This is a genomic window from Duncaniella freteri (assembly GCF_004766125.1).
Classification (GTDB): Bacteria; Bacteroidota; Bacteroidia; order Bacteroidales; family Muribaculaceae; genus Duncaniella; species Duncaniella freteri.
The window spans coordinates 1,455,810-1,474,038 of sequence record NZ_SJSA01000001.1 but is presented as its reverse complement, the minus strand read 5'-3'; the positions used below and the strand labels follow the sequence as shown (position 1 = coordinate 1,474,038).

Sequence of the window (18,229 nt, the reverse complement as noted above, 5' to 3'; positions counted from 1 at the left end):
TCAATCTTCTCCGACAGTGCCCAGAAGGCATATGCATGCCTCAGAAAAGCCGAAAGCCTATGCCATATGGTCAACTACGACACCGGTCTTGCTTCAGTATACAACGGCATGGGAATACTCAGCACCAACATCGAGCGAGACTACCAGGGTGCATTGAAATACTTCTTCAAAGGGATCGATGCAGCCAAGCGCGGAGAGGATGAACGGCTCAATTCGCTGCTGCTCGCCAATGTGGCACTGATGTACTACATCTGCAAGGACGCGACAGGACTAAGATACGCCCGGGAATGTTACGACTACGGTCACCGCACATCCGACGATTATCTCTCCTACTTCGGAGCCATCGTCATGTCATACTTCTATCTGCTCGACAACGACGACCGTCTTGCACTCAAATACATCCGCGAAGCAGAGTATATACACAACACAAAAGGGCTCTCCGACTACGGCAATCTTTACAACACCTATGGGAATGTGCTGTACCATCAGGGAGATATGGTCGGCGCAAAGGACTGTTTCCACAGAGTAATAGCCAACTCTGCCGATATCGATTCCGACCGTGCAAGGGCATACGCCGCACTCTCCGACATAAGCAATGGCAAAGGCGACCATATCAAAGCCCTGGAACTTCTTGATTCGGCCCTCAGCAACACCGTAGAAGGCATCCTGTTCATCTCCCGACCCGAAATCATAGGGAAAATGGCAGACATACACCACAAGCTCGGCAACAATGACAAAGCAGCCATACTCAAAGCTCAGGCAAAACGCGAGAGCACAATCCTAAGCAACGCGATAAACACAGATGCCATAGAAGAACTGCGCGCCAAATACGACCTCGAACGTGCAGAGAACGACATCGCGCGGCAACATATTCAACTAATCGAGAAACAGAACATAGTAAACATTCTCATAGCGGCAGTAGTGATAATCCTCGTAGTATTGACCTCGACTGTCGTTATGTACCGTCGCAAAAACCTACTTTACAGAGCCATTGTGGCACAGGCTACCGAATCGGCCCACGAAGAGAACCGCCTGCGCGAGACAATACGCCATCTTGAAGAAAAGCTCATCAGTTCATCCCACGGACCCGAGACATCCCATGAATACGAAAGCGAAGCGTCCGAGCAGAACGCATCAGCAAACGTCACACCACTTTCCGCAGAACGCCTGAGAGACCTCACGGCACGTTTCGACGCTCTTATGCTCGATCCGGCAGTGTACACCGACAATCTTATTACCAAGGAAAAGATCGCACGCATGCTCGGGACCAACCGCACATACATATCCCGCCTTGTGAACGAACGTTACGGAATGACCTTCACCCGCTACATCAACTCACTCCGCATCAAAGAAGCTGTGCGCCGTCTTTCCGACCCTGCCGACCCCACATCTCTCAAGGACCTCGCCGACATGCTGGGATTCAATTCCATGACCACATTCTACTCCCAGTTCAACGCCTGCACCGGCATGACTCCGGCTTCATTCCGTAATCAGAGCAACAAACGGAAATAACATACCGTCAGCCCTCACTAATCCCTGCCTGCTTTTTATTCACTTTTTGCACCTCAGTATATACAATTACAGCAATTTTGCCGTAATTGTACAGAACTATATGTCAGAATTCAAATAAAAAACACTTAATTTGCCACAGTCCAATCAACCAATCATTACACACATCATGAAACTACTGTCCGACTTATCATCCCGTCGCATCGTTTCGCTCCTCTCATTAGCCGTCACTGCATTGCTGATGACTGTAAATGCACAAAACACGCGAGAAATCTCAGGCATAGTCCTCGACGAGCTTGGCGACCCAATTGCCGGAGCCACTGTCAGTGAAGTCCCGGTACAGGCCACCGATTCCAAAGCAATGGTGGCAACCGACATCAACGGACATTTCTCTCTGCGCATCAACCATCCTGATGTCAAAGAGATAGAAGTCCACTTCATCGGCTATCATAAAAAGACGATAGCATTGACACCCGGAAAAAACGACTACAAAATCGAGCTTGCCCCAAACGCCGAAGCCCTCAGCGAAGTAGTGGTCACAGGCTATCAGACAATATCCAAAGAGCGTGCCACCGGATCATTCGCCAAAGTGGACCGCAAGCAGCTTGAAGCGCAACGCATATCATCAGTGGACGACATGCTCGAAGGGCATGTGGCAGGCTACACCGACGGCAGAATACGAGGAGTTACATCAATGAAAGGTGTGACAACACCCTTGTATGTTATTGACGGATTCCCGGTGGAACGCACAGAAGTCACCTATGCCGGAGGAGGTTTCTCCGAATCTGTGCCTGACATAAACATCGATGACATCGAAAGCATAACAGTGCTCAAGGATGCCGCCGCGACATCAATCTACGGAGCACGAGCCGCCAACGGAGTCATAGTCATCACCACAAAGAAAGCCAAGGAAGGACAAATCAACATATCCGCTTCCGCAACATTCTCAATCAAGCCTTACAAGCGTGACTGGACCTACGGCTCCAGCTCCAAGGATGAGATCGATGCCGCCCGGGAGTGGATAGCCCAAAACCCTAATTTCCACAATGCGGAAGCCGCAGGTTACGCCTCCACAATGCTTAAAAATTCCTCCAATCTTCTACCACATCAAAAAGCTATATACCAGCGTTATGCAGGCTCCATCACCCAACAGCAGCTCGACAGCATGCTCGACAACTGGTCCAGCCAGGGCTACAGATACTACGACGAGGCTGACGGCATAGAGATGCGTGATGCCACCACCCAGCGTTACAACCTGTCCGTTTCCTCAGCCAACGACCGCAACAGCTTCGTCGGCACAATCGCTTACCACAGGGACAACCTCAACTCAAAACACTCATTCAATGAAGGTGTCGACATCTCTCTGCGCAATTCTCTGAACATGACAAAATGGGCATCACTCGACCTCGGGGCCTATGTCAATTACTCCAACAAGCAGACAGCCGGATATTCATTGTCCTCCCCCGGATTCAATATAGCCCCCTATATGAGCTTATACAACGAGGACGGCTCCACAATAGTGAGCAGCCAGGAGGACAGGCTCGACTCATCTCGCCTCGAAGCCATCAACAAGCACGGTCTTTACAGCGAGGACATCGACCCGATGGACGAGCTTGGCCGCTCCAATATCACCGACGGTGACCTGCTCACACGCATCTACGCACGCCTCAACTTCCGGATCACCGACTGGCTACGGTTCACATCCCAGTTCCAATATGAATTCGGCAATTTCGAGCATAAACAGATACGTGAAAAAGAGACTTACGCGGTACGCAACAAGATCAACAATTTCGCCTCATCATCCGACGGCATAAACACCATATACAACCTCCCTTACGGAGATATCTACGAACATCTCACCAACAATCAGCGCGCATATAATTTCCGCAACCAGCTTGACTTCAACAAGACATTTGCCGACATCCACGACCTTACAGCGATAGCCGGTTTTGAAATGCGCCACTCTCGCATAAGGTTTGAGAGCAACACTCTCTACGGATATGACGACGACCTGCTGCAATGGACCGTTGTCGACCAGTCCGCGATCCAGTCAATGTCAGGAGCGATCTTCGGACGCCCATGGATCTCAGCCAACGACTTTTCCAGCGTCAATGAGCTCACCAACCGTTTCATATCCTTCTACGGCAACATTGCCTACACCTTCAATGACCGTTACATGATCAACGGCTCCATCCGTACTGACCGCACCAACCTCTATGGCACAAGCAGCAAATACCAGGGCAAACCCATATGGTCGGCAGGCGCGGCATGGCGCATCGACCAGGAGAATTTCTTCAATCCTTCATGGATAAATATGCTTAAGCTGCGCCTTTCCCACGGCATCGGCGGCAACATCGCCAAGAACCAGTGGCCTTACACAGTAGCCTCCTACGGGACCAACACCCATCCGGGAGTCGGAGGCACACAAGGCACCATTAGTGCCCGCCCCAATCCTAAATTGCGATGGGAAAAGACAACTACCACAAATATCGGAATTGATTTCGCAATGTTCTCCAACCGTCTGAACGGATCCGTAGAATACTACAATAAAAAAGGCTCCGACCTTATGTCATCAGCCAACGGCATCTCGGTAGAGGGACAAGGCTCCACAACCAATGTTATCAACAACGGTGAGATGACCAACCGCGGTTTTGAAATGAACATAAGCGGCAATATCATACAAGGCAACGAATGGTCATGGTCCATGCAGGGAGTCATCGGATACAACCACTCCGAGGTAGGCACAGTAGAGGTCAAAGCCCCCATGTACGTACTTCAGCTCGATTATCCCGAGGATTTCCCGCGCACAGGACTTCCGTTCACAGCCATGTACGGCTACCAATGGGCAGGACTCTCAGCAGAAGGGCTTCCGCAGGTCTATGATGCCGCCGGCAACATATGCACAAAGAACACCCCTACATCCATCGACGATATCGTATATCTCGGCAGCTATACACCCACCTACAGTGGCTCCCTATCCACCAACCTGCGTTGGCGCGACCTCACCCTTTCAGCACTGATGCTGTTTGAGGGAGGGCATAAGATACGCTGCACCCAGTTCAACTACTCCGACCGGTGGAAAAAGCCCGGCGACGAAGCTTTCACCGATGTGCCACGCTATGTGGCATCAGAGAATCCTGATCTATACTGCAACATGGACCTGTACAACCGCTCGTCAGCAGTAATAAAGGACGCATCTAATCTGCGTCTGCGCAACATCTCCCTCTCCTATAGACTCCCCCGCCAATTATGCTCCGGATTCTACGCCAAAGATGCTCGCATAATGCTCGGAGTGGAAAACATCGCTACATTTGCCAAGACAAAGGCTGCTAAATTCACTCTCGGAGGATATGAGAGACCTACCTACATGGTATCACTGAACCTAAATTTCTGACCTGACAACCTCAAATAATAATGAAAATCATGAAAAAATATATATTGACCGCGCTACTGGTTCTCGCATCTGTGCTGTCAGGTTGCGACAACTACATCGACGTAATGCCCAAAGGGATACGTATACCCAAGACCCTTGCCGACTACGAGGCACTTCTTCGTAACGAGTACAATGTCAACTATCTACCATCCCAGCAAGCACTGTATCTGATCAACGATAAGTTCGTGGAAGCAAACAGCTGCCGTAATGTCGATGATCTGCGCACAGCCAACTACATGTGGAAAGAATCCCGCAACCGATGCGAACTGAATGCCTCGGCCGAAGACATGTTCAACAACGGTTATGGTATAATCGGTATCGTCAATACTCTCATAGAAAAGGTGCCGGAAGCCACGGAATGCACCGAAGCCGAAAGAGCTGAGGTAATGTCGTATGCCTATGCCATCAGGGCATTCGTGCTCTATTACATTGTCAACTTCTATGCCGACGCCTACGATCCGCAGAAAGCCGCCTCAACTCCAGGAATCCCCTTGATATATAGCGGAGAGCTCGGCACTCCATGGCATCAGGGATCTGTAAAAGAGGTGTATGACCAGATGATATCCGACTTCAACAAGGCTATCGAACTTGGCATCCCGGAAACATCCATGACTGCCGTGCATCCCAACCGCGCCGCGGTAGAGGGTGGACTCGCCAGGGTGTATCTATCCATGCGTGACTATGACGCCGCGCTTACCCACGCCAATGCAGCTCTTAAGCGCAAGGACGACCTCTTCGACTGGCTCGACTACTACAACCAGTACAAGACCCGCATCGACAATCCGGAGGACTATACTAAGATATCATCCCCAATGGCCCACACATGCGTGGAGAATCTATGGTTCTGTTCCGGAGAAGGCAACCCCAACTACCCCTGCAATGACATAAACATATCCGAGGAACGCGCATCACTGTTTGAACAGGGCGACATGAGATCCCTTGTGCGTTGGAAGAAATACACCTCATCCACCGACACCTATTACCAGGGTATGCTCACCGGATATTATAACCTCTCAGGCATCGCCACTCCCGAAGTATATCTCATAAAGGCGGAATGCCAGGCTCGCCAGGCCGGAGGCTCCACAGTCAGCGATGCACTTGCCACGCTCGACAAGGTACGCAAGTCACGTATACACCCCGACTATTACCGCCCGTCTATAGCTTCAACACAGGCTGAAGCTATAGATCTTATACGACGCACCAAGGACAATGAGATGATCAATTCGATAATCCCATTCATCGACATGAAACGGTACAATGCCGAAGGCACCTATGCACGCTCCCTCACCAAAGAGTTCGACGGGCAGACCTATACCCTGTCACCGACATCACATCTTTGGACCATGGTGTTCCCTGCCAATGCCATCAACCGCCCAGGCAACGGAGTTCTCACACAAAATTCAAAATAACAGTAACGAATCCACAGAAATATGAGACATGTATTTACAACATCGCTCCTCTGCTCTATGCTTTTTGCATCCTGCTCAGGAGAAAAGAGCGACGTATACACCATCAGGGGTGAGATCGAGGGTCTGCCTGACAGCACCGTAGTCCTCATTATTCCGCTTGCCCACACATCGGAAGCTCCTTTGGCTGAAACCACGGTAATCGACGGAAAATTTGAATTCACCGGCACAACTGACGAGCCTATCGCAAGCCTCCTTACAGTCAAGGACCATTACGGCAGCAAACGATTCATCCTTGAGAATGCCGACATAGATATGAGCGGCAACGTTTCAGCCTCTGAGAGCGGTGACGGCAGAATACTATATAACTTCAATGACGTGACAGTGGCAGGCTCACCACTCACTGATGAGTACATCGTGAAGATGGCTCCGCGCTATCGCATCGACTCTATAATGGTATCCAATCAGAGCACCTATGCAACACTCATAGAGCAGTTGCACAAAGCTATGGCTGACCGTAACCAGACCGCCATTGATTCCATACAATCCACCGATGGGTTCAAGAAAATGTCATCGACAGAGAAGTACTGCTTCACAGCCTTCGACTCATTGTTCCATGCAGGCGTGGAGGAAAATAAGAACTCTTTCTGGGGACCTATCCTCATGATATCCCATGTCACCTACCTCTCCCCAAAGCAGCGAGAGATGTATGAATCATTTCCCGAAGATGTGAAAAACACTTATGCCGGACGTCTCGTGGCTCAGGAACTGTATCCTGTAGGACGTCCTGGCGATAAAATGGCTGACTTCTCACAGACCGACATCAACGGCAGCGAAGTGACTCTCGCCTCGGCATGCAACGGAAAGAAATATATCCTGCTCGATTTTTGGGCAAGCTGGTGCGGTCCATGCCGCCGCGAGCTTCCAAATGTAAAGAGCATCTATGAAAAACACATGAACAACGGATTCGATGTGCTGAGCATATCCATTGACCAGGACGACTCCGCATGGCGTCAGGCAGTAAAAGAGGAGGACCTGAAATGGATCAATCTCCGCGACACTGACCATACTATTGCCGATGCCTATCATGTATCGTCCGTGCCTACCATGTATATAGTCGACAGCGAAGGCAGGCTCGTGGCAGAGAATCTACGCGGCGAAGAGCTCGCCGCCAAGGTTGATGAGCTAATGGCTGAATAAATCCAATGTCCCACGCCGCGATGGCGCAAAGGCATACATCAATGTTTAAGCAATAATCAAGAAGGGGCGTCGAATCTGGATTCGGCACCCCTTATTTGTATTTCCTCCTATATATCAGGGCTTTCTATTATGGTATTTTATATCTCTCCTGGTGAGAGTGTACGACACATGCGGACGTGCTCCAGGAGCCTGGGTGGTCCATACGCTGAGTCGCTCCGTCCAGTTGCCGTGCTTGTCCTCCGAACGGTAGAGATTGAACACCGCCGACTGTTCCCCGGCAGCTATAGGGTCGGTGTACTGCCCCACCACACGGTGGTCATCGTCATACACCGTTATGGCATAGTCACCCATCCCTGACGACTGCATCACATTGGGGCTGACATGCCTGTAGGTCAGAGTGTCCTTGAGAAACCCTCCGTGCACACGCCGCAGATTGGGACGGCGGTCCTCCCATCGCACTATACGCCCCTGGCTGTCACGCTTCACACGCTCGTCACGCCGCGGCACATAGTTGCCGAGCTCATCGAAGTACACCACAGTTTTCACAACATTCCGTGCCGTAGTATCCACTGCCACGGAATCACCTCCGGGCACCACATTGTAGTACACCGCCGTATGCACGCTTTTCACACGGTGACGAAGCTCGAAGAGCGACAGGTCAGATGTCTCGAACACCTTATCAGCATCTTCAGAATCCGAATCCCCGAGCACTTCGGGAGATGCCGATTCTATCACGTCACAACCGGCAACCAACGATATACAAGGACAAAGGACACAGAATATACAGAAGTATCTTAAACTATGTATGTTCATAAATATCTATGGATAGATTGTTAATACCTCATACTGGATGTGGTTTCTTATACGGCGTTTTCACATCAAGAGCAATCACATAAACAGCATATGCTCAAGAGCATACACACCTATACCCGACACATAGCCTACGAAAGCTATCCAGGTGAAACGGCGCAGATACCATCCGAAACTGATCTTCTCCAGTCCCATCACCACCACTCCGGCGGCAGAGCCTATGATGAGCATCGAGCCTCCCACTCCGGCACAGTAAGCGAGGAGCTGCCAGAACAGACCGTCGACACCGAAATCGCCCGATGCAGCAATCGGATACATATCCATGCAGCCTGCCACAAGAGGAACATTGTCGACAATGCTTGACACCACACCGATAATGCCTGTGACGAGATAATGGTTACCGTCTGACGCATCATTGAGCCACTTGCCGAACGCCGACAGCACACCTGTCTCCTGAAGAGTGGCAACGGCAAGAAGTATACCGAGGAAAAACAGGATAGTCGCCATATCGATACGCGACAACAGTGTGGTGACCTTAAGATGAGATGATTCACAGAAAAGAGCATGGCGGTTACAGCGGTATTCGCTTACGAGCCACAGCACACCGAGAGCGAGAAGAATCCCCATGAAAGGGGCAAGACCGGTGAGCATACGGAATATGGGCACAAACACCAGACCTCCCACACCCACACACAGGATGAGCATACGGTCAGGGTTATCGACTTGCCCGGGAGCCTCGTTGCGCTCCGGAGCCTGAAGCTCGCCCTTGAGATAGAGACTTGTACACAGAGCCGACACCACCACAGCAATAAGCGACGGAGCAAGCAGCTGGCTTATCACTCCTCCGGTCGATATCATACCCTTGATCCAAAGCATTATTGTAGTGACATCTCCGATCGGCGAAAACGCACCACCGGCATTGGCGGCAATAATGATCATTCCGCCAAACAGCATACGGTCCTTCGGATCAGCCACAAGTTTTCGGAGCACCATCACCATCACGATACTCGTAGTGAGGTTATCAAGGATAGCTGAAAGGATAAATGTCATGAACGTGATGCGCCACAGCAAGGCACGCTTGCTCCTGGTGGAAAGGACATCCTGAACGAAATAGAACCCTCCGTTGGCATCGACAATCTCCACAATAGTCATTGCACCCATAAGGAAGAACAGTATCTCGCAAGTCTCGCCAAGATGGTGGAGCAGACGCGAAGAGGTGTCGACATCATCAGGCGCAGCACCGCAGGCATAAAGCGTCCAGCACACAACACACATAAGCAATGCAGGCACTGCCTTGTTGATTTTCAGCACGCTCTCAAGAGCGATACACAGATATCCGAGGATAAAAAAGATTACAATTGCGGTAACCATTGTGTAATGATTTGAATTTAAGGATGTGATGATTAATATTGATAGTTTTCATGGATGTCCGACCTTCCCGGCGAAACATTGGTGCAAAGGTCGCAATTATCCCAACAATAACAAAAAAATTATAATTAAAACTCAGAATTAAATTACACTGTGTATCATAAAAAACCTCTGGACAACGTCAATCCCGACGTCGCCCCTTGTCATTGGGATTGGATTCAAGAGACTGAAAAATCGGATGGAATCACCCATTTTGATGATTCCATCCGATATATATTACACGGATTAGCACCCTCCTGAGAGGGGATTATGTATCCAACTGTCAGACCTACGGCATCACGGTCTCCACATCGCGAGTCTCGATCCTGGACTCAGCCTCCGCTGCTTCATTGAATGCATCGGTGAATTCGTCCTTGCCTGACACCACAATGCGCTCGTAGGAGCGGAGTCCGGTTCCGGCGGGAATGAGGTGACCGCAGATGACGTTCTCCTTCATGCCCTGCAAGTAGTCGGTCTTGCCGTTGATTGCAGCCTCGTTGAGCACCTTTGTGGTCTCCTGGAACGAAGCAGCCGACATGAACGACGATGTCTGCAATGCGGCGCGGGTGATACCCTGAAGTATCTGCTCGGAGGTCGCGGGCTGTGCATCGCGCACCACGATAGGACGTAGGTCGCGACGCTTGAGGGTAGAGTTCTCGTCACGGAGCTTGCGTGCCGTGATGATCTGACCCTTCTTGACATTCTCGCTGTCGCCGGCATCGGTGACAACCTTCTTGCCCCAGATACGGTCGTTCTCGTCCATGAAGTCGCGCTTGTCGACAATCTGCTGCTCAAGGAAGCCGGTGTCGCCCGGATCAAGGATGTTGACCTTGCGCATCATCTGGCGTACGATCACTTCGAAGTGCTTGTCGTTGATCTTCACACCCTGCATGCGGTACACATCCTGTACCTCGTTTACGATGTACTCCTGAACGGCAGTCGGGCCCATGATGTTAAGGATGTCGGCAGGAGTGGTGGCACCGTCGGACAGCGGTGTGCCGGCGCGCACGTAGTCGTTCTCCTGAACGAGTATCTGCTTTGACAGGGGCACGAGATATTTCTTGGTCTCGCCGAGCTTGGATGTGACAGCGATCTCGCGGTTGCCGCGCTTGACCTTTCCGAAGTGAACCTCTCCATCGATTTCCGATACTATGGCGGGATTGGACGGATTGCGTGCCTCGAAAAGCTCGGTGACACGGGGAAGACCACCGGTGATGTCACCTGCGCCACCTGTGGCACGAGGTATCTTCACGAAGATCTCGCCAGCCTTCACATCCTGGTCCTCTTCGACCATAAGGTGTGCACCCACAGGGAGAGCGTAAGTCTTGACGATCTCGCCGGAAGCGTCCACGATATTTGCCTCGGGCACCTTGCCGCGCTCCTTGGACTCGATCACGATCTTCTCGCGGATACCGGTCTGCTCGTCCGCCTCCACGCGGTAAGTGATGTTCTCCTCAAGGTTGGAATAACGGACCTTACCTCCCACTTCGCTGACAATGACAGCGTTGAAGGGGTCCCATTCGCATATCACATCACCCTTGGTGACACTTGCCTCATTATCGAAGTAGAGCTTGGCACCGTAAGGTATGTTGGCGTTGGTGAGCATCATCTTGGTTGTTGGGTCCACGATACGCATCTCTGCGAGTCGACCTATCACCACCTCTACATTTCGGCCCTTGGCGTCAACCTCGTCGGTGCGCACTGTGCGGAGCTCGTCAATCTCAAGCACACCGTCGTAGCGTGAGGTGATAGAGTTGACGGCTGCGATGTTAGAAGCCACACCACCGACGTGGAATGTACGGAGGGTAAGCTGTGTACCGGGCTCGCCGATCGACTGAGCCGCGATCACACCGACAGCCTCGCCCATCTGCACCATGCGGTGAGTAGCGAGGTTACGGCCATAACACTTGGCACACACTCCGCGCTTGGACTCACAGGTGAGCACTGAACGAATCTCGACTGACTCGATCGGTGAGGCGTTGATGCGGTCGGCTGCCGCGTCGTTGATCTCTTCGCCGGCCTCCACGATGACCTCTCCATTGGTAGGATCGATGATGTCGTGGACGGATACGCGTCCGAGTATGCGCTCGCCGAGCGAAGCCACAACTTCGTCGTTGTTCTTGATCTCGGTGCACACAAGTCCGCGGAGAGTTCCGCAGTCCTCCTCATTGATGATGACATCGTGAGCCACGTCGACAAGACGGCGGGTAAGGTAACCGGCATCGGCGGTCTTAAGCGCGGTGTCGGCAAGACCCTTACGGGCACCGTGGGTAGAGATGAAGTACTCAAGCACCGACAGACCCTCCTTGAAGTTCGCAAGAATCGGGTTCTCGATGATCTGACCACCTTCGGCACCGCTCTTCTGAGGTTTCGCCATAAGACCACGCATACCGGAGAGCTGACGGATCTGGTCCTTAGAACCACGCGCACCTGAATCGAGCATCATATACACAGAGTTGAAGCCCTGCTGGTCCTCCTTCATCTGCTTCATGAGAGTGTCGGCGAGACGGGAGTTGACGTGAGTCCAGATGTCGATGATCTGGTTGTAACGTTCGTTGTTGGTGATGAAGCCCATAGAATAGTTGCTCATCACTTCATTGACCTGCTCGTATCCTTCGCGTACATATTCCTCCTTCTCGGCAGGTATAAGCACGTCACCGAGGTTGAACGACAGGCCTCCCTTGAACGCCATGTAGTAACCGAGGTTCTTGATATCGTCAAGGAACTTGGCAGAACGAGGTATACCGCAATATTTGATGACCTTGGATATGATGGTACGCAGAGACTTCTTTGAGAGGATCTCATTGACGTAGCCGATCTCCTTGGGCACATACTGGTTGACAAGCACACGGCCTACAGAAGTGTTCTCGACAAGACGCTTGCAGGGGTTGCCTTGCTCGTCTATGTCATCGACCACTACCGATATGGGAGCGTGAAGAGTGACACGGCCCTCGTTGTAGGCGATCTCGGCTTCTTCAGGACCGTAGAACTTGAGTCCCTCACCCTTGTCACCGTTACGGAGCTTGGTGATATAGTAGAGACCGAGCACCATGTCCTGTGAAGGCACGGTGATAGGCGCGCCGTTGGCGGGGTTGAGGATGTTGTGCGATCCGAGCATGAGGAGCTGAGCCTCAAGGACAGCCTCATTGCCGAGCGGGAGGTGCACAGCCATCTGGTCACCGTCGAAGTCGGCGTTGAACGCGGTACATGCGAGCGGGTGGAGCTGGATTGCCTTACCCTCGATCATCTTGGGCTGGAATGCCTGGATACCGAGACGGTGAAGTGTCGGGGCTCGGTTGAGGAGCACAGGATGACCCTTCATCACATATTCAAGGATATCCCATACCACAGGTTCCTTGCGGTCGACAATCTTCTTGGCACTCTTGACAGTCTTCACAATGCCACGCTCGATGAGCTTGCGGATCACAAACGGCTTGTAAAGCTCGGCCGCCATGTATTTGGGTATACCGCACTCGTGCATCTTGAGCTCGGGACCAACGACGATTACCGAACGAGCGGAATAGTCGACACGCTTACCGAGAAGATTCTGGCGGAAACGGCCCTGCTTGCCTTTGAGCGAGTCGGAGAGCGACTTGAGAGGACGGTTTGCCTCGGTCTTGACAGCCGACGACTTTCGCGAGTTGTCGAGAAGTGAGTCCACTGCCTCCTGGAGCATACGCTTTTCGTTGCGGAGGATCACTTCAGGAGCCTTGATCTCGATGAGTCGCTTCAGACGGTTGTTACGTATGATGACACGGCGGTAGAGGTCGTTGAGGTCGGATGTGGCGAAACGTCCGCCATCCAGAGGCACGAGAGGACGCAGCTCGGGCGGAATCACAGGCACAGCCTGGAGTATCATCCACTCGGGCTTGTTGCGGTCGCGTGACGCACGGAACGACTCCACTACCTGTAGACGCTTCAGGGCCTCGGTCTTACACTGCTGCGATCCCTTGGCGTTAGCCTGGTCGCGCAGTGCATAGGAGAGGTCGTCGAGGTTGATCTCCCTGAGAAGATCGTAGATAGCCTCGGCACCCATCTTGGCAACGAACTTGTCGGGGTGTCCGTCCTCAAGCATCTGGTTCTCACGTGGGAGATGGTCAACGATATCGAAGTACTCCTCCTCAGTGAGAAGGTCGAGCCTTGCCACCGGCTTCTCGGGATTGAGTTCGGCAGCAGCTCCCGGATTGATCACCACATAACGCTCGTAGTAGATCACCGCATCGAGCTTCTTGGAAGGCAGTCCAAGGAGATAACCTATCTTATTGGGGAGTGAACGGAAGTACCAGATATGAGCCACAGGCACAACGAGCTTGATGTGACCCATGCGCTCACGGCGTACCTTCTTCTCTGTGACCTCCACCTTACAACGGTCGCAAGTGATGCCCTTGTAACGTATGCGCTTGTACTTTCCGCAATGGCACTCGTAGTCCTTGACAGGACCGAAGATTGCCTCGCAGAACAGACCGTCGCGCTCGGGCTTGTAGGTGCGGTAGTTGATGGTCTCAGGTTTCAGCACTTCGCCGCTTGACTGCTCTAAAATCTCCTCGGGGGATGCAAGTCCGATGGAGATCTTCGAGAATCCGGTTTTCTGTTTGTTGTCTTTTCTAAAAGCCATATATATATTATGGATATCGATTATCAAAAAGTGTTACTGCTCAAGCTTGATGCTGAGTCCGAGACCGCGGAGCTCGTGGAGGAGCACGTTGAGCGACTCGGGGATGCCGGCTGCCGGCATAGGCTCGCCCTTGACGATAGCCTCGTAGGTCTTGGATCGTCCGGTGACGTCATCACTCTTGACGGTGATGATCTCCTGGAGCACATGTGACGCACCGAATGCCTCAAGTGCCCATACCTCCATCTCTCCGAAACGCTGTCCGCCGAACTGGGCTTTACCGCCGAGAGGCTGCTGGGTGATGAGCGAGTACGGACCGATGGAACGTGCGTGCATCTTGTCCTCGACCATGTGACCGAGCTTAAGCATATAGATTACTCCCACGGTCGCAGGCTGGTCGAAACGCTCGCCGGTGCCACCGTCGTAGAGATAGGTCTTTCCGTAGCGGGGGATTCCTGCCTTGTCGGTCCACTCGTTGAGGTTCTCAAGGGTGGCTCCGTCGAAGATAGGTGTGGCAAACTTCTCGCCGAGCTCACGTCCGGCCCATCCGAGCACTGTCTCGAATATCTGGCCGAGGTTCATACGTGAAGGCACACCCAGAGGGTTGAGCACGATATCCACCGGAGTACCGTCGGCGAGGAATGGCATATCCTCCTGACGCACGATGCGCGATACGATACCCTTGTTGCCGTGACGTCCCGCCATCTTGTCACCCACGCTGATCTTACGTTTCTTTGCCACGTAGACCTTGGCGAGCTTCATGATTCCCGAGGGCAGATCATCGCCTATCGAGATGTCATACTTCTTGCGGCGGTGTGCAGCCTCGATCTCCTTGCTCTTGCGCAGATAGTTGACTATTGTGGCGCGGATAAGGTCGTTCTTATGGGCATCGGAAGTCCACTTCGACAGATTGATGGTATCGTAGTCGATCTCCTTGAGTGTTCCAGCCGCAAACTTGGCACCCTTGGGTATGATGTCGCTGCCGAGGAAGTCCTTGACACCCTGCGAGGTCTTTCCGTCGGTGAGTGTCATGAGTTTCTTGACTAGGACATCCTTGAGGCTGCTCTGACGTTCCTCATACTCCTCGTCGAGTTTGGGGAGCACTGCGCTCGATGCCTTCTTGGTCTTCTTCTTCTCAGCCTTCTGGTAGAGATGAGTACCGATCACAACACCCTTGAGTGAGGGTGATGCCTTGAGGGATGCGTCCTTCACATCGCCAGCCTTATCGCCGAAGATGGCGCGGAGCAGCTTCTCCTCAGGTGTAGGATCGCTCTCTCCCTTGGGTGTGATCTTACCGATCATGATGTCACCCGGGATGATGTGGGCACCCACGCGCACTATGCCGCGCTCGTCAAGGTCCTTTGTGGCATCCTCGCTGACGTTGGGGATGTCGGATGTGAGTTCCTCCATACCGCGCTTGGTCTCGCGGACTTCAAGGGTGAAGTCGTCCACATGGACTGAGGTGAGTATATCCTCCTTGACCACACGCTCGTTGAGCACGATGGCGTCCTCATAGTTGTAACCCTTCCAGGGCATGAACGCCACCTTGAGGTTGCGTCCGAGAGCGAGCTCGCCCTTCTCGGTGGAGTAACCCTCGGTGAGTATGTCGCCCCTCTGCACACGCTGACCCTTGTTGCATATCGGACGCAGGTCGATCGTGGTGCTCTGGTTGGTCTTGCGGAACTTGGGCAGGTGATATTCCTTCACGCTGTCCTCGAACGCTACGAACTCCTCCTCCTCGGTACGGTCATAACGGATGCGGATCACAGTGGCATCGACAAACTCAATCACACCTGCACCCTCAGCCATGATCTGGGTACGCGAGTCGCGGATGAGCTGACCCTCGATACCAGTGCCGACTATGGGGCTCTCGCTGCGCATAAGGGGCACAGCCTGGCGCATCATGTTTGATCCCATGAGCGCACGGTTAGCGTCGTCATGCTCAAGGAACGGGATGAGCGATGCCGCGATCGATGCGATCTGGGCGGGCGACACATCCATAAGCTCCACCTGGTCGGGAGCCACGATGGGGAAGTCGGCGTCCATACGAGCCTTCACGCGGTCGTTGATGAAGTTGCCCTCGTCATCGACAGGAGCGTTACCCTGCGCAATGATCTTGCCCTCCTCGACTTCAGCGGTCATGTACACGATGTCGTCGTTGTTGAGGTCGACCCTGCCGTCCTTCACCTCGCGGTAAGGGGTCTCGATGAAACCGAGATCATTGATCTTGGCATACACGCAGAGCGAGGATATAAGACCGATGTTAGGTCCTTCAGGGGTCTCGATCGGACAAAGACGTCCGTAATGGGTATAGTGAACGTCACGCACCTCGAATCCGGCACGCTCACGTGACAGACCGCCGGGACCGAGTGCCGACAGACGACGCTTGTGAGTAATCTCCGCCAGAGGGTTGGTCTGGTCCATGAACTGCGACAAGGCGTTGGTGCCGAAGAACGAATTGATTACGCTCGAAATGGTCTTGGCGTTGATAAGATCGATGGGGGTGAACACCTCATTGTCGCGCACATTCATGCGCTCGCGGATGGTGCGGGACATACGTGCCAGACCTACACCGAACTGGTTATAGAGCTGCTCGCCGACAGTGCGCACACGGCGGTTGCTCAGGTGGTCGATATCGTCGACATCAGTCTTGGAGTTGATAAGCTCGATAAGATACTTGATGATGGCGATGATATCCTCCTTTGTGAGGACCTTGACATCCATCGATGTGGTGAGCCCGAGCTTCTTGTTGATGCGGTAACGGCCCACTTCGCCGAGGTCGTAACGCTTCTCCGAGAAGAAAAGGTTGATGATCACCTCGCGCGCGCTTGCGTCATCCGGCGGCTCGGCGTTGCGCAGCTGCCTGTAGATGTACTGGATAGCCTCCTTCTCAGAGTTGGTGGCATCCTTCTGGAGAGTGTTGAATATTATCTTGTAGTCAGTGGTGTTGGCATCTTCCTTGTGCAGGAGTATGGTCTGCACCCCTGAGTTGAGAATGTTTTCGATATCCTCCTCCTCAATGACGCTCTCGCGGTCGAGAATTACCTCGTTACGCTCAATGGAGGCAACCTCGCCGGTATCCTCGTCCACGAAGTCCTCGGCCCATGTCTTGAGGACACGTGCAGCGAGCTTGCGGCCCACAGCCTTCTTGAGATTGGTCTTGTTGACCTTAACCTCCTCGGCGAGACCGAAGATCTCGATGATGTCCTTGTCGCTCTCAAGTCCGATGGCACGGAGCAGAGTGGTCACAGGGAGTTTTTTCTTACGGTCGATGTAAGCATACATCACGTTGTTGATGTCAGTCGCAAACTCTATCCAGCTTCCGCGGAAGGGGATGATACGCGCGCTGTAGAGCTTGGTGCCGTTGGCATGGGTGCTCTGTCCGAAGAACACACCGGGCGAACGGTGAAGCTGCGACACCACTACACGCTCGGCACCGTTGATCACAAAGGTGCCCTTGTCGGTCATATAGGGGATGGCTCCAAGATACACATCCTGGATCACAGTGGCGAAGTCCTCGTGGTCAGGGTCGGTGCAATAGAGCTTGAGTTTCGCCTTGAGGGGCACACTGTAGGTGAGTCCGCGCTCCAGACACTCGTCGATAGTGTAACGCGGGGGGTCGATGTAGTAGTCGAGGAACTCTAACACAAAGTTGTTGCGGGTGTCAGCGATGGGGAAGTTCTCGGCAAACACATTGTAGAGACCCTCGTTGTTACGCTTCTCCGGGGGAGTGTCGAGCTGAAGGAAATCCTGAAAGGACTTCAGCTGCACCTCCAGGAAGTCGGGGTAAGGGAGGGGATTTTTGACCGTCGCAAAGTTTACGCGCGGCTTGATGGCTTTGGTGTCTGACAT

Annotated in this window: 8 protein-coding genes; 4 read left to right on the top strand and 4 right to left on the bottom strand. The window is 52.8% G+C overall.

Going from position 1 to position 18,229, the window contains the following annotated elements:
• Nucleotides 1-66: 66 nt before the first annotated feature.
• The 4 genes from EZ315_RS06290 to EZ315_RS06275 all read left to right on the top strand — a co-directional run bounded on the left by EZ315_RS06290 (nt 67) and on the right by EZ315_RS06275 (nt 7,548).
• Nucleotides 67-1,512: a helix-turn-helix domain-containing protein gene (locus EZ315_RS06290; protein ID WP_135471329.1), complete on the top strand. Its 1,446-nt coding sequence runs from the start codon at nt 67-69 to the stop codon at nt 1,510-1,512.
• 166 nt (nt 1,513-1,678) lie between these two features.
• Nucleotides 1,679-4,903 carry a SusC/RagA family TonB-linked outer membrane protein gene (locus tag EZ315_RS06285; RefSeq protein WP_135471328.1) on the top strand — a complete coding sequence of 1,075 codons (3,225 nt, stop codon included), beginning with the start codon at nt 1,679-1,681 and terminating at the stop codon, nt 4,901-4,903.
• A 29-nt stretch (nt 4,904-4,932) separates the two neighbouring features.
• Entirely contained in the window at nt 4,933-6,351 is a 1,419-nt protein-coding gene (locus EZ315_RS06280) for a RagB/SusD family nutrient uptake outer membrane protein (RefSeq protein ID WP_135471327.1), read from the top strand.
• A 21-nt stretch (nt 6,352-6,372) separates the two neighbouring features.
• On the top strand, nt 6,373-7,548 hold the full coding sequence (locus tag EZ315_RS06275) for a TlpA disulfide reductase family protein (RefSeq protein ID WP_135471326.1): 1,176 nt from the start codon (nt 6,373-6,375) through the stop codon (nt 7,546-7,548).
• A gap of 114 nt (nt 7,549-7,662) precedes the next feature.
• Here EZ315_RS06275 and EZ315_RS06270 read toward each other — a convergent pair whose 3' ends face one another.
• The 4 genes from EZ315_RS06270 to rpoB form a co-directional block, all read right to left on the bottom strand.
• Nucleotides 7,663-8,283 (bottom strand): hypothetical protein, encoded by a 621-nt coding sequence (locus tag EZ315_RS06270; protein ID WP_135471325.1) that lies wholly within the window; start codon nt 8,281-8,283, stop codon nt 7,663-7,665.
• 153 nt (nt 8,284-8,436) lie between these two features.
• Complete coding sequence (nhaD, locus tag EZ315_RS06265) at nt 8,437-9,729, bottom strand: sodium:proton antiporter NhaD (RefSeq protein ID WP_135471324.1); 1,293 nt, start codon at nt 9,727-9,729, stop codon at nt 8,437-8,439.
• 325 nt (nt 9,730-10,054) lie between these two features.
• Nucleotides 10,055-14,380, bottom strand: coding sequence for a DNA-directed RNA polymerase subunit beta' (gene rpoC, locus EZ315_RS06260; protein WP_135471323.1), 4,326 nt, complete (start codon nt 14,378-14,380; stop codon nt 10,055-10,057).
• A 33-nt stretch (nt 14,381-14,413) separates the two neighbouring features.
• The gene (rpoB, locus tag EZ315_RS06255; protein WP_135471322.1) at nt 14,414-18,229 is read right to left on the bottom strand and encodes a DNA-directed RNA polymerase subunit beta; all 3,816 of its coding nucleotides are present in this window, start codon (nt 18,227-18,229) and stop codon (nt 14,414-14,416) included.